The sequence below is a fragment of the Sphingobacterium sp. InxBP1 genome (assembly GCF_026191775.1).
GTDB lineage: Bacteria > Bacteroidota > Bacteroidia > Sphingobacteriales > Sphingobacteriaceae > Sphingobacterium > Sphingobacterium thalpophilum.
The window spans coordinates 256,995-279,482 of the sequence record NZ_JAINDX010000047.1; the positions used below are offsets into that span (position 1 = coordinate 256,995).

At 44.0% G+C, this 22,488-nt stretch carries 15 protein-coding genes; 6 read left to right on the top strand and 9 right to left on the bottom strand.

Features of this window, described 5'->3' with window-relative positions:
- The first annotated feature begins 61 nt into the window (after window positions 1-61).
- The 4 genes from K7A41_RS16800 (at window position 62) to K7A41_RS16815 (ending at window position 4,324) form a co-directional block, all read left to right on the top strand.
- A complete protein-coding gene (locus K7A41_RS16800; protein WP_265714595.1) occupies window positions 62-484 on the top strand; it encodes a hypothetical protein in 423 nt (140 codons plus the stop codon).
- Window positions 485-649: 165 nt separating this feature from the next.
- Window positions 650-1,531, top strand: a complete 882-nt coding sequence (locus K7A41_RS16805) for a DUF3347 domain-containing protein (RefSeq protein ID WP_265714596.1) — start codon at window positions 650-652, stop codon at window positions 1,529-1,531.
- Between the two features lie 9 nt (window positions 1,532-1,540).
- Entirely contained in the window at window positions 1,541-1,969 is a 429-nt protein-coding gene (locus K7A41_RS16810) for a hypothetical protein (protein WP_265714597.1), read from the top strand.
- Window positions 1,970-2,050: 81 nt separating this feature from the next.
- On the top strand, window positions 2,051-4,324 hold the full coding sequence (locus tag K7A41_RS16815) for a multicopper oxidase family protein (RefSeq protein ID WP_265714598.1): 2,274 nt from the start codon (window positions 2,051-2,053) through the stop codon (window positions 4,322-4,324).
- Window positions 4,325-4,409: 85 nt separating this feature from the next.
- Here K7A41_RS16815 and K7A41_RS16820 read toward each other — a convergent pair whose 3' ends face one another.
- Both K7A41_RS16820 and K7A41_RS16825 read right to left on the bottom strand, forming a co-directional pair.
- A complete protein-coding gene (locus tag K7A41_RS16820; RefSeq protein WP_028072375.1) occupies window positions 4,410-5,408 on the bottom strand; it encodes a beta-ketoacyl-ACP synthase III in 999 nt (332 codons plus the stop codon).
- 313 nt (window positions 5,409-5,721) lie between these two features.
- Complete coding sequence (locus K7A41_RS16825) at window positions 5,722-7,149, bottom strand: PLP-dependent aminotransferase family protein (protein WP_265714599.1); 1,428 nt, start codon at window positions 7,147-7,149, stop codon at window positions 5,722-5,724.
- A gap of 163 nt (window positions 7,150-7,312) precedes the next feature.
- On the opposite strand from K7A41_RS16825, the gene K7A41_RS16830 reads away from it, so the two are divergent.
- Window positions 7,313-8,443 (top strand): aspartate aminotransferase family protein, encoded by a 1,131-nt coding sequence (locus K7A41_RS16830; RefSeq protein WP_265714600.1) that lies wholly within the window; start codon window positions 7,313-7,315, stop codon window positions 8,441-8,443.
- 134 nt (window positions 8,444-8,577) lie between these two features.
- Entirely contained in the window at window positions 8,578-8,994 is a 417-nt protein-coding gene (locus K7A41_RS16835) for an NUDIX hydrolase (protein ID WP_265714601.1), read from the top strand.
- A gap of 1 nt (window position 8,995) precedes the next feature.
- Here K7A41_RS16835 and K7A41_RS16840 read toward each other — a convergent pair whose 3' ends face one another.
- The 7 genes from K7A41_RS16840 to K7A41_RS16870 all read right to left on the bottom strand — a co-directional run bounded on the left by K7A41_RS16840 (window position 8,996) and on the right by K7A41_RS16870 (window position 22,186).
- On the bottom strand, window positions 8,996-9,520 hold the full coding sequence (locus K7A41_RS16840) for a hypothetical protein (protein WP_265714602.1): 525 nt from the start codon (window positions 9,518-9,520) through the stop codon (window positions 8,996-8,998).
- Between the two features lie 84 nt (window positions 9,521-9,604).
- Window positions 9,605-12,781: an AsmA-like C-terminal region-containing protein gene (locus tag K7A41_RS16845; RefSeq protein ID WP_265714603.1), complete on the bottom strand. Its 3,177-nt coding sequence runs from the start codon at window positions 12,779-12,781 to the stop codon at window positions 9,605-9,607.
- Between the two features lie 368 nt (window positions 12,782-13,149).
- Window positions 13,150-14,343 (bottom strand): PepSY-associated TM helix domain-containing protein, encoded by a 1,194-nt coding sequence (locus K7A41_RS16850; protein ID WP_265714604.1) that lies wholly within the window; start codon window positions 14,341-14,343, stop codon window positions 13,150-13,152.
- Window positions 14,344-16,674: a TonB-dependent receptor gene (locus K7A41_RS16855; RefSeq protein WP_265714605.1), complete on the bottom strand. Its 2,331-nt coding sequence runs from the start codon at window positions 16,672-16,674 to the stop codon at window positions 14,344-14,346. It abuts the gene before it with no gap.
- Window positions 16,675-16,923: 249 nt separating this feature from the next.
- On the bottom strand, window positions 16,924-17,349 hold the full coding sequence (locus K7A41_RS16860; RefSeq protein ID WP_028072367.1) for a tetratricopeptide repeat protein: 426 nt from the start codon (window positions 17,347-17,349) through the stop codon (window positions 16,924-16,926).
- A 96-nt stretch (window positions 17,350-17,445) separates the two neighbouring features.
- Window positions 17,446-18,999, bottom strand: coding sequence for a SusD/RagB family nutrient-binding outer membrane lipoprotein (locus K7A41_RS16865; protein ID WP_265714606.1), 1,554 nt, complete (start codon window positions 18,997-18,999; stop codon window positions 17,446-17,448).
- A gap of 4 nt (window positions 19,000-19,003) precedes the next feature.
- Window positions 19,004-22,186, bottom strand: coding sequence for a SusC/RagA family TonB-linked outer membrane protein (locus K7A41_RS16870; protein ID WP_265714607.1), 3,183 nt, complete (start codon window positions 22,184-22,186; stop codon window positions 19,004-19,006).
- Window positions 22,187-22,488: the final 302 nt, after the last annotated feature.

Sequence of the window (22,488 nt, forward strand, 5' to 3'; positions counted from 1 at the left end):
TGTAAAAACATCACGAATACTGTTGTTGTAGTGATAGACTGTAATAAGTTCGTTTTTTTGTATGTGGACAAAAGGCAATATTGTTTTAATTCTGTGTATTCTAGCGCTATTTTTAGTGCCGGGCCGGACATTTGCCTGCCACGGAAATTCTGAAAAACCCCAGGTAGAAAAATCCTGCTGCGCAGAAAACGAACAGAACACAAGTGATACCGCAGCAGAAAGCTGTTGCAAAGAAGAAAAGTCGGATCCTAAAAAATCCGGTGGCCAGCCTTCGAAATCTGATCAGCACGATTCAGACTGTAACAAGCAGTGCAATGAGAAAACCTGCCGCACTGCGCTGCAGTATAATCCTATTATTTCCCCTCACGAGGAGGGACTTTCAGCACCCATCACAATAGATGGTCTGCAATCCTATGGATTGTATAAGCCTCCTTTTTGTCCGGACGCCTATTTCTCTATCTGGCAACCGCCCAAGCTTGCCTAGAGATTGGCGATAGCCGGTGCTATCTCTTTTCGGAACCTTTGTTCCGATCCACAATTTGTATAAATATAGGAATTCACCTGGATGACATCCGCTATTATGTTCTAGTTGGCGGTGACAGCCTGTGGCATTTCCTTCTGTATTCACTTAATTTTAATAAAATATATCATGAAATCAATATCATTTATCGGTTTAGTCATACTGGGTGTATTATCCGATACGTATACACAAGCGCAGATTAAGCATGCAAAGACAGAAACAGTAAAGATATCTGGAAACAGCCCGTCGGTAAAGACCGTTATAGAACGGGAGGGCGGGGAAAGAAAAGTAGCAAAAGTCGACTGGAACCAAGCTACAAAAATGGCTACCATTACGTATGATGCTTCAAAAACAGATGCCGATGATGTGCTCAAGCGCATTGCGCTCGCGGGTTTCGATAACGAGCGATTTTTAGCGCCAGATGACGCGTATGCCAATTTACCTAAAGAAGAACAATATCTCCGCGTATTCAAACCGGTATCCACCCAACATGATCAACATTCGGGACATAGTATGCAATCGACGGCAAACCATTCCGGCCATGCTGAAAAGACGGAAGCAGTCTTTGCTGTAGACCAGCGTACGACAATGTCCCAACTGGCTAGTCACTACTTTGCCCTAAAAGATGGTCTGGTAAAGACTGATGCACAAACTGCAGCTGCTCAGGCCGTGGCCCTGCAGCAAGCAGTCAAAGCTGTCGACATGAACAAGCTCTCTCGAGAGGAGCATACTGTCTGGATGAAGGTGATGAACAGTCTGGCAGCTGATGCGGCTGCGATTGCAAAGACAAAAGATGTGGCCAAGCAGCGCATGGCTTTTGCTACCCTGTCCCAGGCGATGTATCAGCTGCTGAAAGTAAGCCATCTTCAGGCTCCTGTTTATTATCAGCATTGCCCCATGTTTAACGACGGAAAAGGGGGGAACTGGTTGAGTAAGGAAAAGGCCGTGAAAAATCCATTCTTTGGATCGCAGATGATGAGTTGTGGAAGCACAGTAGAGACACTTAATTAGTGGCAACTGATGAATTATTTAATGCTTATCCTTACGGTGCTGGTCGCTTCATTAATGGCCTGCACCCGTTCTCAGCATAACCCTCAGCTACCGAAAGCGGGCAATAGGGAAGACGTTGCGGCCATGAACACTATCCAGCCTGCCCAGTATAGAAAAGGTGATCTTGTTCCTGCTGCCGAGGTCTGCATGGTTAATGATGCCTTTATGGCAAAGAAACAACTGCTGGTAGAACACAATGGTAAAATATACTACGGTTGTTGTCAAATGTGCAAAGATAGGATCCCCAGGGAGCAGGCCGTACGCATAGCTACAGACCCCTTCTCCGGAAAAACCGTTGATAAAGCAGAAGCTATTATCGCTATTACAGGTGACCGGGGGGAAGTATCCTATTTTGAGAACGAAGCAAATTATAGGAGTTATTTTAAACATACAAACTGATTAAAACAGTCTACTTATATAAGTGTTTATTTTTAAATCGCTGCGTTTCAAACAGCTGTTTTAGCAGTAAGAAAAGATAAGATGAGTAAAAGAAACAATCTATTAATCCTGGTTTTTCTGTTTGCCTTGCAGATGACCGCCTTGGCTCAGAAAGTGGTGCGGCATGAGCTTTATGTGCGTGATACCATTGTCAACTATGCCGGGAAAGCAAAACGTGCTATTGCGGTCAATGGGCAGATTCCAATGCCTACGTTGACGTTTACGGAAGGTGACACAGCCGAAATCGTGGTCCACAACGAACTGAAAGAGAGTACGTCTTTACACTGGCATGGTATCTTTTTGCCAAATAAGGAGGATGGTGTGCCACATCTGACGCAGGAGCCGATAAAACCACAATCGACGTACACGTATAGGTTCCCTGTGATCCAGCATGGGACGCATTGGTACCATTCACATTCCGGATGGCAGGAACAGATCGGTATGTACGGTAGCCTGATTCTTAAAAAACGGTCCGATGATAAATCTTTCCGGAAAGGAATAGACGATCTGCCGGCTATTCCAATTATTTTAAGTGAGTGGACAAATTATAATCCCCATCATATCCAGCGTATGCTACATACCGCCAACGACTGGTCTGCCATCAAAAAGGGAGCGACGCAGTCCTATGCCGAAGCCATAAAAGCAGGAAAGTTCAAGACCAAAATCACCAACGAATGGAAGCGCCAGCTGGCCATGGATGTGAGCGATGTATATTATGACCGGGTATTGATAAATGGTGCGCACACCAGCGACCTACGGGAAGTTGACGGAAGGAAACTGAAGGCTGGAGACAAGGTACGCTTACAGATTTCCAATGGTGGTGCCTCTTCTTATTTTTGGTTGCGGTATGCCGGAGGGAAAATAACAGTTGTGGCCAATGATGGCAACGATGTCGTACCGGTGGAGGTAGACCGGTTACTGATAGCCGTATCCGAAACCTATGACGTGGTGCTTACTATTCCTGATGACGACGTGGCCTACGAGTTTATGGCGACGACGGAAGACCGTACGCAGTCCGCCAGCTATTTTGTCGGCAATGGAATCAAGCAGCTGATTTCGCCCCTCCCACGTCTCAAGTATTTTGAAGGGATGAAGATGATGAATGACATGATGAAAATGAATGGGGATCTCAACGATATGGGCATGAAGATGAGTCTCAACCAGATGGATATGAACGTCGTCATGTATCCCGAAATTACAGGAGGCGGGAACAACAAAGAGCATGCTCAGCATATGGGAATGGATCACGGTAAAATGGATAAGAATGCAGACGCTAACCGGTATGATGCAAATGCGCAGAGTGATATCGTCACATTGAACTATGCGATGTTGGAATCTCCGCAGGTTACAGAACTTCCCAAGTCATCTCCTGTGCGTGAGCTTAGGTTTGAGCTGACGGGTAATATGAACCGTTATGTCTGGAGCATGGACAACAAAATTCTTTCCGAAACCGACAAAATTCCGGTTAAGAAGGGTGAAGTGCTGCGGATCACACTCTACAACAACTCGATGATGCGGCATCCGATCCACTTGCATGGCTTCGATTTTAGACTGTTAAACGGTAAAGGAGCTAAGGCGCCTCTCAAAAATGTGGTCGATATCATGCCGATGGAGACTGACACTATCGAGTTCTTAGCCAATGAGGAAGGCGACTGGTTTTTCCACTGTCATATCCTGTATCATATGATGGCGGGTATGAACCGTGTGTTCGCCGTGGGCGATTACCAAAATCCCAATCTGCCCGATAAGGCAAAAGCGTATAAGGAATTGCAGCGCGAGAGCAATATGCTCCACTTTATGGCGCAGAACGACTTTGCTACGAACGGAAATGACGGTCAGGCTATGTTCCAAAATGCGCGCTGGCAGCTGGGTTCGGAGTGGCGGCTGGGCTACAACGACATGCATGGGTATGAAGTAGAGACGCATCTGGGACGTTTCCTCGGAAAGATGCAGTGGTTTATGCCTTTTGTTGGTTTTGATTACCGTTACCGCCGGATGGGAGAGGACACACACGAAAAGAATATTTTTGGTCAGACCAATAAAAAAGACAGTCGCAAAGCGGTGAGCTTAGGGTTTATGTATACTCTGCCGATGTTGATTAATTTTCAGGCTGAGGTGTATCACGACGGTATTGCGCGCCTGCAGCTGATGCGGGAGGATATTCCTATCTCCAGAAGAATCCGGGCGGACTTTATGGTAAATTCAGATCTGGAATATATGGCCGGACTGAACTATGTGCTGACAAAGAATATGGCTTTTAGAACCCACTATGACAGCGATATGGGATTTGGTGTGGGGCTGTCCCTAAATTACTAATAGCAGCTAAAAAAAAGCAGGGTATTCCGTAGTGGGATGCCCTGCTCTTTAACTGATGAACTATTTATCTTATACCTAGAGCCGCTTAAATCATCCATTTAAATAGGCTGGCTCCCCAGGAAAAGCCTGCTCCGAAAGCGGTCAGCATAACCAAATCACCAGTATTCAATTTTTTTATATTTTGCCAGATACAAAGCGGTATGGTAGCGGCAATCGTATTTCCCAGGTATTCGATATTGCTCAACGCACGATCTTCGGGGATATTCAGGCTGCGACCCACAGCATCAATGATCCGCTGATTGGCCTGATGTGGAATTAACCAGTTGATATCTTCAATTTGCAGATTGTTGCGCTGCAGTACCGTCGTGCAGGCATCACTCATCGACTGGACCGCATGTTTGAACACCGTTTTTCCGTCCTGCTTAAGAAAGCGATTACTATTGACAGGAAGTGTGCTGTCGATAGGGTATAGGGATCCTCCTGCTTCAATCTTTAAAAATTCGCGTCCTGCACCGTTACTGCAGAGATAAGCATCCATAATACCGCCTTCAATTGAAGGCTCGAGCCAAATGACGCCGGCCCCATCGCCAAACAGGATATTTGTCGTGCGATCCTTCAGATCCACATATGTACTTATATTGTCGGCACCAACGACCAGCACATTTTTGTAGCGCTGTGTTTCGACAAGGGATGAAGCCATGTCCAGGGCATACAAAAATCCAGAACAAGCTGCATTGACGTCAAAAGCCCATACATTGTTTAGACCTAATTTCTCTAAAATAATATTGGCCGTAGCCGGCATAGGCATATCCGGGGTTGAAGTAGCGACAATAAGTGCATCTACGTCCCGTAAATCCTTGTTATATTTTTGTGCTAAATCCTGAATGGCCCTGACCGCCATATCCGATGTGGCAAGATTTTCATCTAAGATCCTCCGCTCCTTAATTCCTGTACGTTTGATGATCCACTCATCGGACGTGTCACAAAACTGCTCTAAATCGGTATTGGATCTTTTGTTCGGTGGGATATATCCACCGATAGCAGTTATTGCGGCATACGGCCTGCTCGGTATTCTTTCAATCATAAAATAATGTACTCTTTTCTCTCTTTTATACAGCCCAATCTAAAAAAAAGTAGCGGGCTTCAATTTTTGCGCCGTAAAACTACGGTTAATTTGATGAACAAAAAGCTAAAAACAGCCGTTTTTTACAAAATAATTACGTTACTGCATTATTTTTGACTGAATTGGGTTTCTTGACTATACTATTCTTTCAATTGGTCATATGATACCAAAATTATATATGGTTCGTTGTCTTTATTTCGAAATTTTAATTTTTAGGGTCTAGTCATAATGGAGAAACGGTCTACGAGATTTGACCAAGCTTCCCCGTCAGGACCTAACTAATCCGGGCATGTTTTAGAATCTGTGCCAATTCCGTGATGCCTTCTTCGATCAGTTCTTCTGAAAGTGATCCATAGCCCAAACGCAGTCCTCTGTAGCTATCGCTTTTACCATAGTTGTCGGGGTGTGGAATCTGTATCGATTTCCGCTTTAGCTTTTTAAATAGTAATGTCCAATCTACCTGATGTTTGAAGGATAGCCATACTGCGAGTCCACCTTCAGGAATATGGACGTGGACATGATCCTGCAGATGTTCTTCGAGCAAGCGAACCATAAGATCGCGCTTTTGCCGATAATGATCTGTCGCTTTTCGTATATGCCGTCGTATTGTTCCGTCCCGAATAAGTTCCAGTATAGCCTGCTCCATAATATTATCGCCTTGTATGTCAATAAGGTAACGTAAAGCAGCTATATTGCGTAATAATTGTTCGCTCTTACTGACGAGATAACCGATACGGAGCGCAGGAGCTACCACTTTGCTCAAAGTCCCGATATAGATAGAATGCTGTAGAACGGGTGAAGCAGCCAAGGGGAATACGGGGGGCTGCTCAAAATTAAATTCATAGTCGTAGTCATCTTCGATAATCGTAAATCCAAAAGCGTTGGAGAGCTGGATGAGTTGCGACCGCCGATGTGAGCTGAGGGTTACGGTCGTTGGATACTGGCGATGGGGAGTCAGATATAAGGCTTTGACATTTGTTGCCGCGGTGAGATGAGGAAGGATCTCGTCTACAATGATGCCGTCTGCATCAACAGGGATTTCAATGAGCCGGGCGCCCCGATGCTCAAAGATCTTCCAGGCCGTACAGTATCCCGGCGATTCGACCAAGATGCTATCTCCGGGCTCAAGCAGACACTGGGCAATAAGGTACATGGCCATCTGGCTACCCCGGGTGACACAAAGATGGTCTTTGGTAACACGCATATCGCGTTCCTGGTTCAGCATATCGGCAATGGCCTGACGGAAATCAGCATGCCCGCATGGTTCGGCGTAGCCCATCATTTTCCAGCGGGCACTTCGTTTGAAGATCTGGCGATATGCGCGCGCAAGCTGGTCTATAGGCGCAATTCTGGTGTCCGGATTGCCATCATCGAACACAATACGTAGGTGAGACTGCGGAGTATCCGCCGTTCCGTCCACTGTTGAGCCTGAGTACAGGGGGGGCAGCTCTTTGGCGACAAAAATGCCACGCCGCTGCTGACTCTCCAGCCAGCCTTCGCTAAGAAGCAATTGTAGGGCTTCGACCACTGTGTTACGGTTTACACCCAACTGAGTGGCTAGTGCCCGGCTACTCGGAAGAGCGGTGCCGCTGCTCAGCCGGCCAGATTGTATATCAGCAGAAATGCTCGCTGCTATCTGTAAATAAATTGCCTTTGCGGAGTGTCGGTCAATGGTTATGGTCAAATTCCAAGGTCTAAGCATGGGTCGTTCTTTTGGGTTACTGTTCCAAATATACAATTGTTCTTTACGATTAAAGACGATTTCGTCTTTTCTGCTGTCTTGGACTGGTTATTTAAAATCATCCTGGACTGGAAAAATAGGCAAATTTAAGCCCATATTAGCTTTGTACTAAAACTACCCTTCGATGAAACCGTTTCCGATATTTGAAAAGATCAACATCCAGCTTGAGCGTGCCGCCGGATGCTTTGTGTATGATGAAAAACAACAGCCCTATTTAGATCTGTACGGAGGACATGCGGTTATTTCCGTGGGGCACACGCATCCCGAGGTTGTGCACCGAATGGTAAAGCAGCTGCAACAGCTCGCATTTTACTCCAATACAGTCCAAAATGAACTACAGACAAGCTTGGCAAAGAGGTTGGGAGAAATGAGTGGATATCCGGATTACAGCCTGTTTTTATCAAACTCTGGTGCCGAAGCAAACGAGAATGCCCTGAAGCTGGCATCTTTTTTTACAGGGAGGAAAAAGGTGCTATGCATGTCCAATGCATTTCACGGTCGTACTTCAGCTGCAGCTGCAGCGACCGACATCGCGTGTAACCGGGCGCCGGTAAATGAAAGCAGCCACTACTTTTTCACGCCGTTCAACGACATTTCCAGTGTAAGAAAGCAGCTGGAAACAGGAGCATACTGTGCGGTAATCATTGAGCCGATACAAGGTGTCGGCGGGATTCACGTAGCATCGGATCAGTTTTTGAGACAGCTGAGCGTAAGCTGCACACAGACGGGTACCATGCTCATTATGGATGAAGTACAGTCGGGGTATGGACGTACCGGTCATTTTTTTGCACATCAGCATGCCGGAGTGCAGGCTGATTTTGTTACGGTAGCAAAAGGTATCGCGAATGGGTATCCAATGGCGGCGACGATGATCTCTCCGCGGATAAAGGCCATTAGCGGACAACTTGGAACTACTTTTGGAGGCAACCACTTGGGCTGTGCGGCTGCAATTGCCGTTCTCGACGTCATGGAAAATGAAAAGCTGATTGAAAATGCTGCCCGGGTAGGTACATTTTTAATTGACGAATTGAAGTCGATAGACGCTGTTACCGAAGTTCGGGGACGTGGACTGATGATCGGCGTGGAATTTGAGGACAATATAGCCACTCTTCGGCACCAATTAATATTCCATGAAAAAATTTTCACCGGCTATGCTGGCGCTTATACCCTAAGGTTGCTGCCGCCGCTCTGTTTTACCATGGAATACGCCGAGATCTTCCTGTCCAGCTTAAAGAAACTGCTACGCGGGAAGTGATCCCATGAGCAGCATGTTCCAAAGCGGTTTTACCGACTGCTTACCAGTCATGCCTTTAGGGGAAAAAGACAACACTGTATTTTGACGGATAAGTAAAAAAGAGTATTTTCACAACCCAGACTAATAAGAGATATATGCCTACTACGACACAAGGTCTGCCAACGGCCGGATTAATCAGTATTAAAGATCGCAAACTATTGCTGGCGTACAGTAATAACAGAAACGCATGGTATCTTCCCGGCGGAAAAATTGATGCTGGGGAAACTGCCCTACAATCGTTACGGCGCGAAATTTCGGAAGAGCTGAATATTGACCTTGATCCACAGAAAATCACATATTATTGTCACATCAGTGCTCCGGCTTATGGTATTGTGCCCGAGGTCATCATGGAACAGGACTGTTTTCTGTATCCGTTGACGGAAACGATAGCGCCGGGTAACGAAATAGCCGATGTGAAATACTTTTCGCAGGAAGACTACCTACGGGAACCCATTCAGGTTGTCGGCGTCCTGCAAGTTTTTGAGCGATTAGAGGGCGATGGTCTGATCTAAACTACAGACCATATCCCTCATTTATACATCGGATACCGCTTAAATCTCTTATCGGAATAAACTTCTGAGTTTTGGTGTCAATACGCCAAGCCTGCTTGATGTTGTCGAAATACTCCTTATTTTCGTCGATGACGCTGATAGCGATTACATCAGCGGCTGACTTGCCTGTTGGGTGGTATTCGCAAGTGCCAAAATTGTGGTTGGCTGAAAGTTTCGGAATATTGATGGTGTCCAGTATTTTATACCTAACCTCATTACCGCTATCTTTCATTAGTTCCTCCAGGATACATACGCCGTTTTCGTCACTGGTATAATAGCCAACAGCAAAGCGATAATCTCCATTGGCGCGTTTGCCCGTTTGGAGCACAGTACCAAAAGCTTCTGTATAATGACGTAGTGAAGGGATTTCATCGATATCACGGAAAATTTTTCCATAAAGTGGATTTTTATCCTGCTGAATGGCGTTGAAACTGGACCAGCTGCAGATCGACAGCCCCGCAAGTAGTAGAATTGCAAAATATCTCATTGTCCAAAAATTTGTTCCTAATAAAGATAGAAAAATAATATGTTTTAAAGCATAATATGGGATTAGTGTTTTGTTATATTTTGTTTATTGTATTGCCTCGGACTTTTCTTTTTGTAACTCTTTATACATTTCAGCGTCTTCATTGTCCATATCCATATCTAAATCTTCTTCCCTGTATTTACCCATTTTGAGTTTGAAATTATCAGCAGTACCCGTAATTCGCATCGGTATTCCGAAAATCCCGAAAGGAGGCAGACCTAGCCGGAATCCAAGGTTCATATGGCCATCGAGGGTAACCTGTCCTTCAAACCGCGGTCTGAATCCCATCATCTTCATCTTGGTCCTTTGGATCGTCATGACATTATTCTTGATATGTGATCTGATGGTTACCTTTTTCACCTCACCATCCTTGAGTTTTTCTTTTGAAGTCGACGCGCTTATGCCATTGAGAAGTTTAAATCCGCGAAATTTTATTTGTTCCAGAATCAATGCGCCTTCACCCGTGATGGACGGCATAATAGGTTGCATCTGTCCATTGAGTAATCCCCCCAGACGGTAATCCAAGGACACGAGGCCGTAGGCGTTCTTTGCGGAGGTCACCATCTCACGGAAGATGGGAATCTCTTTATAGGCACGCTGGATGTTAAAGCTGTCCGCTTTTACCTGATAATCAAATACGGCACGATGTGGATTTAAAGGCTTGTAATTGCCGTTCATATTCACCTTTAGTCCGGCAAGCTCAAACGTTGTGTTATGGAGAGCCAGATTACCCTCTTTTAGTAGAAGGGAGCCGTTAAAATCCTGGATGCTCATCTTCTTGTAAAGAATATTGCTGGCGGATCCCAGCACCTGAATATCCAGGTTTTTAGGTAATAGAACAACGCCTGATTCTGACGGAGACGACACTGTTATGGGTATGGGCCGATCTGCAAAAACCATAAAATCGTCCACGTTAATCCTGTTACTGTTGAGGGTAAATTGTCCTTTCAGGTTTTCATTACTGCGGGTTAGGTAATTTATGATATTGTTGAGATAACCCTTGATCGAAATGGCATTATGACCATAGCTAACCAGGAACCGGTCAAAGTTCATTTTTTCCTGATGAAAGCGGAAATCCCCCCTTTTGATCGAAATGGGCTGAGACAACATATCTGTATGCACCTGAATATTGCCCACACGGAGATGTCCGCGGTTTTGAAGCTGCATATAGCGGCCCGCGGCAGCATCGCTCTGAAGACCTTTGAGACTGAAATCCGTGTGTATAAATCCATCTACGTTGGCACCGTCTAGAGCGAAAAACTTGTAGAGCGGGCCTAGATTGAGTTTGCCTTTGGACTGGATATCGTATCTGATGTTGTTGAAATTGCGTAGGTCTGCATTCAGAAAAAATGGTTCACCTGCAAAAGTAAAAGATACGGGTAGGATCTTAACACTTAAATCGCGTAGTGAACCTTTCTCGCTGCGTACCAAGGCTTCGATGTGTATATCTTCCATTGGAACGGGATATTCTTTCGATTTGATCCGTCCATTTTTCATCACAAAAGAAGTGTGGGTTTCCGGAAAAATATTTCGCTTGAGATCAACATGCCCTTTTGCATGTAGGCTGACGTCCACGAGCCCCGCTAGCTCGACATCTTCAATTGGGAAGAAACTCTTGATGTCCGTAAGGTTGAAAAGAGCCTGTAAGTCAGACTGTATCGCGATCTTGTTGAAATCCGAAATCGAAATATAACCCTTTATATAATTGTGAAGCGCCTGTATAGAAATATCCCGCACTGCTATAGCTGCATTTTTCATGTTTCCGTCGGAGTTCTTTGCTTCCAGATGGTATGCGATCTTGTCGAGTCCCTTAGGAAGACCCGACAGTTTGAAATGTCCGTCGGCGAGAGTATTCTTGATGTCAAAAGAGGGTATGGAAGCAATATACTCCTCTTCACGTTTTTGAAGGCCGACTTTGCGGATTCCTTTGGCATAGGTTCCATTGATTTTTGCATCGAGGTCCCATCTGCCGCCAAAGGAAAACGTCGGAAACTGTAAGGAATTCGACAGCAAGTCCAGATCAAGACTACTTTTGATATCAGCGTGCAGCCTAAAGGGAGACCGCCCGGCAGCCGCCCCTTTCGCTTTAAAATAACCCGAAGCCACCTTAAAATCGAACTGGTCAAGCGTAACCTGAAGGGAATCTGTATTTAAAGAAGGGAGATTAATTTTTAGCCGCGCATTCCAATCTGTCAATGGGTTCCTGGACTGTTTGTAGGCGAGATAGCCATTATTGATCGTTAACCCGAGTGATAAATCAGGCATTTTATTTTCGTCGACAATATAATCACCGGTCAGGTTGACAAACACTTCCGAGGTGCCTTTGACAGACAGATTATCTACCCATGCGGCATAACTGTTTGGCACCAAAGAAAGCAATTCGCTTAATGTGCTCTTCTGGGATCTGAGCCTGAAATCCAAATGATATCCACGTGAAATAAAAGACAATAGACCCTTGAACTGTACCGGAAGCTTATTAATGCGGATATCATTGCGCTCAAAAAGGAAAGACAGGTTGTCTGTATTGATCTTTGTCAATAAGGTTGCGTCGATAGATTTTCTATCCACGTACAGCTCATTGTTAAAAGAAAATGAAAAAGTAGCAATTTTAGCACGCGTATTTAAATCGAATATGCTGGACATAAGATCGCCCTTGCCTTCATAGTCAAGATCTTTGGCGTCAAACCATAGCGGAATGGACCGGTCTTCATAATGTACATGTGTCTTCTCCAATCTGATCAGTTGGAATGCCAGCGCGTTGCTTTCAGAATTGTCGCCCGTTTTAGAAGAGTCAGCCGACGTCGACTTGTAGATCGTGTAATTGCTGTTGCCCAAAGAGTCCACCAATATGTTCACGGTCCCATTGCTGACGATAAACTTGTCGATGATGATTTTGGATTTAAGCAGACTAAGGACGTCAAGACCAAAACTCACTTGTTGAGCTGATAGCAAGGTATCCTTATGGAAAGGAGCGGCCCCTTTTAATAGCACCTGGTCCATGGAGGCCGTCAAAAGCGGAAATTGATCAAAGAAGGTTAAGCGGACCTTTTTATAGTTTAGCTCACCGTTAATATGTTCATTAACCAACGATTTTACCTTCGCGTTTACTTGCTCTTTGAAGATATAAGGTACGGATAGTAAGCAAATAATAAAAAGTAGAATGATGCTTGCCATACCGATCGAGAGGCGTTTTGCAAGCTTAAGAAATTTCGCTTTTGACACAGTGTTGTTTTTGTGAATGCAAAAATCATAAATTTATCGATAAACAAGCATCAGTTAGCGTATTATTTTCAGGCGACTTTCATATATGTCGATTTTTACTGACATCTGCAGTCTCTTTACTGGTAAGGTTGTTTTCGCAACGCTTAAAAAAAAGTATATTTTGCCCAGCGAAATTTGTGTTTAAAAGTCTATCCCTCAGTGCCGGCTGGAGTGGAGGCCGGCGTCAGTGAAGAGAGGTCGCCAAGCTTCCAACCTTGGTTAGATCAATAAGCGTGCTATACGAATAGTATCGCGCAGTTTCGATTGGTATTTGCGGATTCCTAGTTTTCCACATGATGTTAACAACTATGTTTAAAACAAAATATGGGTTATTCACAGCACTTATCAACATGATGTTGATAACTTTTCTTTTTTGCCTTCTTTTTCCTCTTCTTGTTCTTGTTGCACCAGATGATATAACCGGTTATCGGCAAGGAAGCACAACAAAGGCTTGCCACAAATGCGATGATCTTAGTTCCCATACCACCTATACTTCCGGTATGGATGTCAAAGTTAAGTGCGCTAAGCTTGTCCCCATACCGTAATTGCGAACTTGATTTGATCTCCTTAAGACTGCCTTCCTTTTTGTCAAAATACAGCCAGTCAAATACGCCACTTCGTGTTTCATATCTTCTGACCTGAATGTCCATTTCCCGTACGGTATCTTTTTTTAGTCGGATAGAGAGCATTTCAGCTTGTGGATATTGCTGTAGACTGTATACGAGAGCATTGTCCTGAACGTTTAGGTACGGCGCTGGCAGCGCGGTTGAAGTGTGCTTTTGTTGTACGCGTTCTTTCGGTTGTAGCACATTAAATGCTGCAATATAGTTTTTTTTGAATGCTGGAAAGGCAAAGACAAGCCCCGTGATTGCGAAAACCAGAGCAAAAAACAGACAATAAAAACCTACAACATTATGGAGGTCATGGTTGAGGCGTTTCCATTTGATCTTGGTGTCAATCCAGAAGCTTCGGCGTAAATTTTTGCCTTTCCATTTCTTCGGCCACCAAAGTACAACTCCACTCAACAGAATAAGCACAAATAGTGCTACCGACCAGCTGACTAGAGTATGTCCATATTTTTTGCCGAGCAATAGGTTGAGATGAAGTTGTAACACCAGCTGAAAGAACTCTGTCTTGGCATCTTCCACCTGTTGTACGCTGCCGGTATAAGGATTAACGAAGACGCGTTTGTAGTAGATGTAGTAGTTCCAATGGCCAAAGGCGCTGTCATCTGTTTTCATGGCGCGGAAGACCCAGGTACGATCTTTGGCTGGGTATAGATCCACCCGCGTTATTTTCTGTCCCTTTTCAAGACTATGTTGCGCGCTGGAAAGGAGGGTGCTAAGTGGCAGAGGAGACGCTGTCTGCACAGTATCCTTTATAAAATACTTTTCAGGGTAAGCCCATAATTTGAGCTCATCCTGAAAAGTGTATACACATCCCGAAAGGCTTAAAATAAGCACAATAATTCCGGTAATAATGCCCAGCCATTTATGTAACCAGAGGATGCTTGATTTTATCATCTAAAACTTATAGTTAACGTTGAATGATGCCAGCATACCCTGTCCTTTTACGTATTCTTCATTTAATGCACGGTATTGGCTAACGACAGGGTAGTAGTTCTTGTTGAAGAGGTTTTCTATTCCCATTCCTAACGACCATTGTCTGTTGAGCTGGTAGTTTGCATTGAGATTAAAGAGGTCGACCTGCTTTACTGGACCTTCACTGTTTTTATATACACCTTTGTCATTGGGCAAGAAACGGTCACGGGAGCCTGTGTGTACCCAAAATAGCTGGACATTCAAAGGTTTTATGGGCGTAAAATAGATATATCCTGTTGCTTTGACAGGTGATATTCGTGAGCCGTTGAGGTAGGATTTAGTGCCGTCTTCTTTTTTGGACTTTCCTTCTACATAAGCATAGGTACCACCGACAGTAAGTTGGGGGCTGATGGTTGCACTGAGCGCAATCTCATATCCATAAACATCTTCTGGAAGACGTTGGGGCATCAGGTATCCGCCAATGTCCACAAGTTCTACGCCCATCTTTGAGGTGCTGTAGAAATAAGATGCAGCCAACTGGAAAATACTGTAGTTGCTCGAGAATCCTACTTCGTAGTTATTGGTAATTATGGGGTCTGTTTTCAGGCTGTCGAGATCGTTATCCGTTGCTCTGCGCACGATACGGCCGAGCTCATTGATCGCAAAACCCTGCGAAAAACTGATGAAGGGATTAAAAAACGCATACTTATTGTAACGGAGTCCAGCATTGAAGGTGGCACCTTTGTAGGGAATTTTACCGCCTTTTACAGCTATGCTTCCTTCATTGTTGGGGCCTGTTGCGATTGTGTTGAAATCTTTGATCTTGACAGTGGCGTTTTCATAACGGACGCCACCTTTGAAAATCAGGTTTTCAATAAAGTCAATCTTGACCTGCGCATAGGGGGCCACGTTAAGCATATTCATATGGGGAATATAGACACGGCCGTCGGTCAGGTTCTGATCAGTGACATCGTTTAAAAGGTCCAGTCCATAAGTGACGTCAGCAGCATATCCCAATAGGTTAAAGGGGGTATTGAGGTTGAGGCGTAGACCCTTTTTCTCCGAGTTGATCTGCGTCTGCCCAGGGCCGTACCAGGCGGACGCTTTCTCTACATAACGATTCATGGACCGGAATGTATTGTAATAGGCGGACGCAACCAGTGACGTAGAACCAAGTAGGTTGTTTTTCGCATAGGTCAGCATAGCGTTGTGGTTGTATGGCGTTCCGGCGGGCTTTCCGGGATCGTCGCCTCTCACACCGATCGTTGGCTTTTGCCCATATATACCGGTCTGGCTAATGTATCGATTGTGCTGGTTACTCCGGTAAAAGTTATAAACCGCAGAAATGTTGGAGCTGCTGTCAATATTGTAACCGGCTTTGAGGAATGCGTTGTACTGATAGGTATTGGAAAGCGCGTCAGTCTGACCGAGTGGTACGCCATCGCCATCGCGCTGAAGCCCCACATAATCGGCAGATGCGCTGACGGTATAATCCCATCTGTTTTTGCGGCCAAATAAGGTCTGTGCAGCGCGATATCCCATGGTTCCGGCGCTGTTGACCGGATTGAAGGTCGTCCTTAAGCTGGTGATGCCCTGTATCGGCGCAGCATCTTTAGCGGGCTTGCGGGTGATGTAATTGATGATTCCGCCGGCCGAGCCATTGCCATAGATGGACGTTGCACCTTTGATCACTTCGACGCGTTCAATAACACTGGGGTCTATCGTTCGTAGATCGCGCTGTCCGTTCATCAGCGGTGTAGACTGCGGGATACCATCGATTAGTACCAAAACAGATCGGCCTCTCAGCGTCTGCCCCGAGTTGGTCGCTTTATTGGTTGAAGTTCCCAAGCCTGGAACCGTATTGCCCAAGATGCTCGAAAGATTGGTGCTGATCTGACTTTGTGCTTCAATTTCCTTGGTGGTCAGGATTGAAACAGACGAGGGAACCGTAGAAATGCTTTCCGGTTTACGACCGGCTGTAACGATGATTTCATCCAAGGTTTGTCTCCCGTCTAATTGAAATAAAATGGGGCTTTTGACCGTATCCAGTAGTACGGTTTTCTCCACTGGAGAATATCCTGCATAAGAAACACGGAATTGCAAGTATTCCCCAGATGGCAGCTTGTTTAATTTGAATTGGCCATTTTGATTGGAATAGCCGATATTTTTCCCATTTAGTCTGATGTTGGCCTGAGCGACAGGTTGATTATCGGTATTTTTTACAATCAGTGATAATTCTTGTGCAATTACCTGCGTATTCAGCAAGACAAGCATACTACCGGTGAACATCTTAATGCATGTTCTGTTTTTCATAGCAGTTTATTTAGATCAATTATAAATTGATGCAAATATAGAACATTTATGTTTTAACATCTAAAAAATGATTTTTTTTTAGACAACTCTTTCAACGGAAGGAAATTAATGAAAATAACTGCTGCAGTGGCCCGGACGGTATTCGCCACCGGATCAGTCCGCCGTACTCCTGTTTTATGTTAAGGAGTAGGCCTAGGATGGTTAGTCCCGGGCATTACTTTGAAGCTGGCAGGAAATAGAAGACACAAGTCAGTCAAGGTCTATATTGTCGGCCAGAAAATCGAAATATTTGGGCGGCTCTTCTTCAAAAATCTCTTTTCCTTCCATCATATAGGCGCGAAGTAAATATTCCTGAGCCGCTTCCGTATCTGCGGATTCGAGGTAACACTGTCCTAGACGCAACATAATAAACGGGTTTTCGTAGGCATTTTCGATAATATTCCTTTTGGCATTCTCAAAGTGCTGGAGGGCATTTTGGAAATCGCCCTGTAGGAAAAAAGCATCGCCAATGGAGGCCTCTAGCCAAAGGCTTTCGGCATGCAAATGCTGGGGTTGGGGTATTAGATTTAAAGCTTCGTTCCAGATACGGATGGCTTCCTGATAATTACCCTGATCACAAAATGCGTTGCCATCTTCGCTGAGCTGATCGATTTTGTCGAGTATTTGATCGTCCATAATATATACTTTGGGGTATTATACGAAGTTATGAAAATATAGTAATAAACAAACCCCTGAAAATATTAAATTCAGGGGTTTGCACTTAAAGCGGATTTAATTATTTGCGGTATTCCACCAGATTTTGGTGTTTATAACGTCGTCTCCTTGTTGGGCTAAAGAAGCCTGATAATTTGTTTTATTGGTGCTTTGCTCTTTGAGCGGATAGACTAGACGGCTAGGGATCGTATTGCCGACTTCAGGCTCAAATGTATAAGTAACGGGTTTGCCTTCCACCGTGCCGCTCCAGGTCACATCACCCTTTTTGATCAGGAATAATGGGTAGCCTGTTCTTCTTATCTCCGACCAAGCTTCTATACTCTGATTGAAAAGTGCCAGATATTTTTGCGAAAGTACATTTTCTTTATTGGCGGAGGGTAATTTACTTATATAAGTGTCTACATCCTCTTGTGATACGCCCCATTTTTCCAAAGAAGCACGAACGCCATTTTCATAGTTAGTTTGATCCCAACTGTTATTTTCAGCTAGAATAAATGCGATTTCTGCGTATTCCAAAAGTACCTCGCCATAGTCCGCAGCATTAATAGCATCGCTTGGTAGCGATATTTTATCAACAGGGAAGAGATTACCTGCAGACAAAGGTAATCCATAGGGCTGCCCGATGAATTTTCCGTCTGCAGCAGGTTTAGCGAATTTAGATAGCCTTGGATCTGCAATCTTAAACGGACCGCGGATACCCTGCAATGTCTCCACAAGAACATTGGAAATCGCAAAATCCTTTCGATTAGCTGTTACTGTAGCACGGAATAAAGGTGCTTCATGAGGTGATGTTTTCGAATATTTAAATACCGCATTATCATCATTCGAAGTAAATATACCTTTTTTTATAGCGTCTGCCATATGTGTTGTCGCCAAGGCTGCGTCTTTACCTTTGATGCGGTTGGCAACACGTAAACGCAAAGAGTTTGCAAATTTTGCCCAACGTTCATTGGATCCCTTATAGAGAATATCTGCCGATCCAAAAGTATTGCCTGTTGGGTATTTAAGCAAGGTATCAGCAGCTTGCTGTAGTTCGTTGAGGATATCTTTATAAATTTTCTCCTGCCTAGCGTATTTTGGAGTTAAATTATCTGGTTCTTGCTGCAGCGCTTCAAAGTCAGCATCTTTATTGCCGTACGATTCGTAGGGAATGTTGCCAAACACGTCTGTTAAGGATTGAAAGGCATATGCTTTAAGAATTCTGGCAATAGCAATCTGATTAGCGTTGGTGCCAGCGGTACCGGCAGCTGCAATTGCTTTAGTGCTCTCGTTGGAATTGAGTTTAACGATCTCATTTAAATTGTTGAGAGCCCTGTAAGTGGCTGTCCAGTAATTGTCAGAATAGCTAGTGGGGATCTGGTAGCGCGATTGATCAGTATAGATATTCTGGCTGAAGTACTGAGCAAATAGTTGGGCTCCCCTTAAGCTGATCTCTTCACTACGCAAGGCATTAACTAATTGTTTTTCAGCAGTCACTAAAAGCGTTGGTGTAGTTACAATTGCCGGACGATTGGGATCGGTATTGATATCCGCAAAGGTCTCTTTGGAGCAGGAGGCTGCAACAGATGCCAAGCTGAGGAAAGAAATATATATTATATTGGACAGTTTCATTTTTTTAGAATTTAAAGTTTACATTAAAACCATAAGTAATCGGTAGGGGGATATTACCTCCTTCAATGCCCTGAACATTGCCACCACTAGAGGTGAATTCAGGGTCTATATACTTGCTTTTGGTATAGATGTTCCAAAGGTTACGACCGTATACATTAACACCCATATTTTTAACGACCTTGGAGTTTGCGAAATTAAAATTATAACCCAGTGTAACTTCTCTAAGCTTCACATAAGTCGCGTCGAAAATAGAAAACGTTGTCGGACCATTGTACTCGTTGCGCGCCCATTGCTGTGCGGTGATATTTGTTGTATTTGGCTGAATGTCTGTTACGTCATAGCTGCCGTCGCTGTGGAAGACGACATTCCCTTTTACACCATCGAGCACGACCCCCGTTTCGCGAATATTGTTTGCGGCTGTTTTGTCTAGTATACCCGCATACATACCAACTTTATATGTTTGTGAGAAAAATTTACCTCCGACACGGCCAGAAACTAGAAAGCCAAGATTGAAGTTTTTATAATGGAACGTATTTTGGAAGCCAAAGGTAAAGTCGGGCATGATCGTTCCCAAGGGTACTAATTGGGAAGTTTTCATGTAAGTACCATCTGCTTGTACGACGCGTTGGCCGTCCGGCGCATATACAAAGTCGTAACCTAAAAACTGGCCGTAGGATTCTCCTTCGCGAGCAACCAATTGAACTAATGAGCTACTGAGATTCAATGTATTGACTTGATCGTCTAGCTTAACGACTTTATTTCTGTTTTTTGCCCAGTTAATGGTTGCATCCCACGAGAAATTTTCATGTTTAATCGGAGTTCCATTGAGTACGATTTCAATTCCTTTGTTATTAACTTTACCCGCATTTAACCATTTGTATTCATAGCCAAAGGAGGATGATACCGGAACTGGAAGGATCTGATTTCTCGAATTGTTGTTATAATAGGTGATATCCAGTCCTAGTCTGTTTTTCAGCAGTTGAACGTTGAGTCCAGTCTCCAAGGAACGTGTACGTTCTGGACGTAGCTTATCGTTGGGTTTTTGTGCAGGCAAGGTATACGACGGGTTGCCTTCGTAAGATTGTTCTGCCTCATATACTTTCGTAAGCTGGTAAGGTTCTGTGTCGTTTCCAACATCTGACCAGCCCAGTCTTAATTTACCGAAACTCAACCAAGAAAGTTCTTTTAATGCATCTAAATTACTGAATACAAAACTACCTGCTAATGATGGATATGCATAAGACCAGGCTGTAGCTGGCAAAGTGGAAGACCAGTCGTTTCGAATTGTCGCATCAACATACAGTAGGTCATTATAACCTAATGAAGCACTGCCGAAAACAGATGCAATGCGTTTGTGATATTTATAGTTATCTATTCGAACAGAATTTGCATTTTTCAAATTATAGTAGTTCGGGATAATCAGGCCACCTTGTGTAATAGCATAATTATTTTGCCAGCTTTTGTCTCTGATGTTAGCTCCAGCGAAAGCGACGAGTGAGAATTTGTTCCAATTCTTTTTTGCCGTCGCCATAAACTCATAATTATATTCATTCAGTTTATTATTAGTTTCCTCATATTGAGAGGCACTACGGGAGTAAACAGCGATACGATCCTGTGCCTGAAATGAATAAATATCGCCATGTACCTTGGCGCCAAGTTTTAGCCAGCTATTTACATCGTATTCTAAACCAATATTTCCATAAAAACGATCTCTCTTGTCCTCCAAATAAGATTCATAAGCTGACCAATATGGGTTGTCAATAAAACGGGTTGCCTCTGCTGCTGGTGTATTTTGCCAACCGGTACGATTCCAGGCTAAAGGCGTTCCATCGGCTCTCTTGTAATTCTCTAATATTTTGTAATCCACTTGCACGGCCCCCCATTGGAATGCTTCTAGGATAATATTTCTATTAGACGCACCTGTCCACGGCCGGCCTAAAGACGAGTTGCGGATATAATTCAAATTGGAAGTCACTTTCAATCGGCCTAACTGCGTCCCCCCGGAGAAATTGAGTGAATTTCGGGACAAGTGCGAATTTGGGGTAGTCCCTTTGACATTTTTATTTGTGTATGAAAACCGATAATTCGTGTTCCCACTGTTACCTGCAATGGCAATATTATTTGTATTAGCTATACCAGTGCGGAAAAAATAACTGACGTCATTTTTTGGATAAAGCCAAGGTGATGGTTTGAGATAGTTAGCCTCATCTTCAGGATTCAGATTATACCAATGAAGGACTGGCGTACCATCAAGCTTGGGCCCCCAACTCTCGTCTGCGGCATAATCTACTAGCTTGAAATCGGTACCATTTATAGTTTGGGTCTGGAAAGACGTGGAATAGCCTTGTCCATAGAGATGTTGTCTTTTGGGCAGCCGAACAACGTTTTCAAAGTCTATACCTGTATTCAGTGCGATTTCTACTTTTTCGCCTTTTGACGCACGTTTGGTTGTAATCATGATAACGCCATTGGCAGCTCTCGAACCATAAAGCGCTGCAGCTGTAGCGCCTTTTAGCACAGATATATTGTCTATGTCGTCGGGGTTGATGTCCTGAATCATATTACCAACATCTTTTCCGGCACTACCGTTGATCGTTGAGCTGGAGTTGAAATCTGTATTATCTATAGGAGTTCCGTCAACGACATATAATGGCTGATTGTTTCCCGAGATGGATGTAATACCCCGGAGCAACACAGAGGAAGATCCTCCCATATTACCGCCAGAAGTGGTTATCTGAAGACCAGCTACTTTTCCCGATAACGAGCTAAGGGCATTTGTTGGTCTCGTTTGCAATTCAACCGATTTCACTTCCTGAACTGCATATCCCAATGATTTTTTCTCGCGGGAGATTCCTAAGGCGGTTACCACTACTTCATCTAATTGGGCATTGGTCGGTAGTAACTGAACTGTCGTCAGCCCATTGGGATTGGTCTGTACAATTTTAGACTCAAAACCCACATATTGGACCTGTATATTCAATGAGCTCCCATTGGAAGGAAATTCGAATAAACCGTTTGCATCTGTCTGAACTTGTTTTTTACTGACCGTTTCGGTGACGGTTGCACCCTGAATAGGACTGTTGTTGTTGTCAACCACTTTTCCTTTTATGGTAGATTGCGCGTATAGCGCGCTTGAACTTAGGCATAGCGCAGCCATTACGACAAAATTTATGTTATTTTTTGCCATAGTTAATTATGAATAATGAATTGCTATTATATGTGCGGAAAGGTTGTCGGAGATATTTAAATGTTTACCTGCAAAACATCTCCTTTGGACATTCGTTTTTCAAACATAAGTAGTGTATATAGTTCCATGTGTTAAAAAATGTTAATGCAAATATATTAAATCTACCTGATAACTATACTTTGTTTTTGTTTTTTTTGTAATATTTAGGTCAGAATAGGCTTCAACAGCAATTGCACAAAACGGACAATGATAAAAAGGATTTTATAAGAACTTCTGCAATACTATGTTGACGAAATCAGACC

Excerpts from the sequence above, each read along its gene's own strand:
- K7A41_RS16800 (WP_265714595.1), top strand. The coding sequence starts at position 62 with ATGTGGACAAAAGGCAATATTGTTTTAATTCTGTGTATTCTAGCGCTA.
- K7A41_RS16805 (WP_265714596.1), top strand. The coding sequence starts at position 650 with ATGAAATCAATATCATTTATCGGTTTAGTCATACTGGGTGTATTATCC.
- K7A41_RS16810 (WP_265714597.1), top strand. The coding sequence starts at position 1,541 with ATGAATTATTTAATGCTTATCCTTACGGTGCTGGTCGCTTCATTAATG.
- K7A41_RS16815 (WP_265714598.1), top strand. The coding sequence starts at position 2,051 with ATGAGTAAAAGAAACAATCTATTAATCCTGGTTTTTCTGTTTGCCTTG.
- K7A41_RS16820 (WP_028072375.1), bottom strand. The coding sequence starts at position 5,408 with ATGATTGAAAGAATACCGAGCAGGCCGTATGCCGCAATAACTGCTATC.
- K7A41_RS16825 (WP_265714599.1), bottom strand. The coding sequence starts at position 7,149 with ATGCTTAGACCTTGGAATTTGACCATAACCATTGACCGACACTCCGCA.
- K7A41_RS16830 (WP_265714600.1), top strand. The coding sequence starts at position 7,313 with ATGAAACCGTTTCCGATATTTGAAAAGATCAACATCCAGCTTGAGCGT.
- K7A41_RS16835 (WP_265714601.1), top strand. The coding sequence starts at position 8,578 with ATGCCTACTACGACACAAGGTCTGCCAACGGCCGGATTAATCAGTATT.
- K7A41_RS16840 (WP_265714602.1), bottom strand. The coding sequence starts at position 9,520 with ATGAGATATTTTGCAATTCTACTACTTGCGGGGCTGTCGATCTGCAGC.
- K7A41_RS16850 (WP_265714604.1), bottom strand. The coding sequence starts at position 14,343 with ATGATAAAATCAAGCATCCTCTGGTTACATAAATGGCTGGGCATTATT.
- K7A41_RS16855 (WP_265714605.1), bottom strand. The coding sequence starts at position 16,674 with ATGAAAAACAGAACATGCATTAAGATGTTCACCGGTAGTATGCTTGTC.
- K7A41_RS16860 (WP_028072367.1), bottom strand. The coding sequence starts at position 17,349 with ATGGACGATCAAATACTCGACAAAATCGATCAGCTCAGCGAAGATGGC.
- K7A41_RS16865 (WP_265714606.1), bottom strand. The coding sequence starts at position 18,999 with ATGAAACTGTCCAATATAATATATATTTCTTTCCTCAGCTTGGCATCT.
- K7A41_RS16870 (WP_265714607.1), bottom strand. The coding sequence starts at position 22,186 with ATGGCAAAAAATAACATAAATTTTGTCGTAATGGCTGCGCTATGCCTA.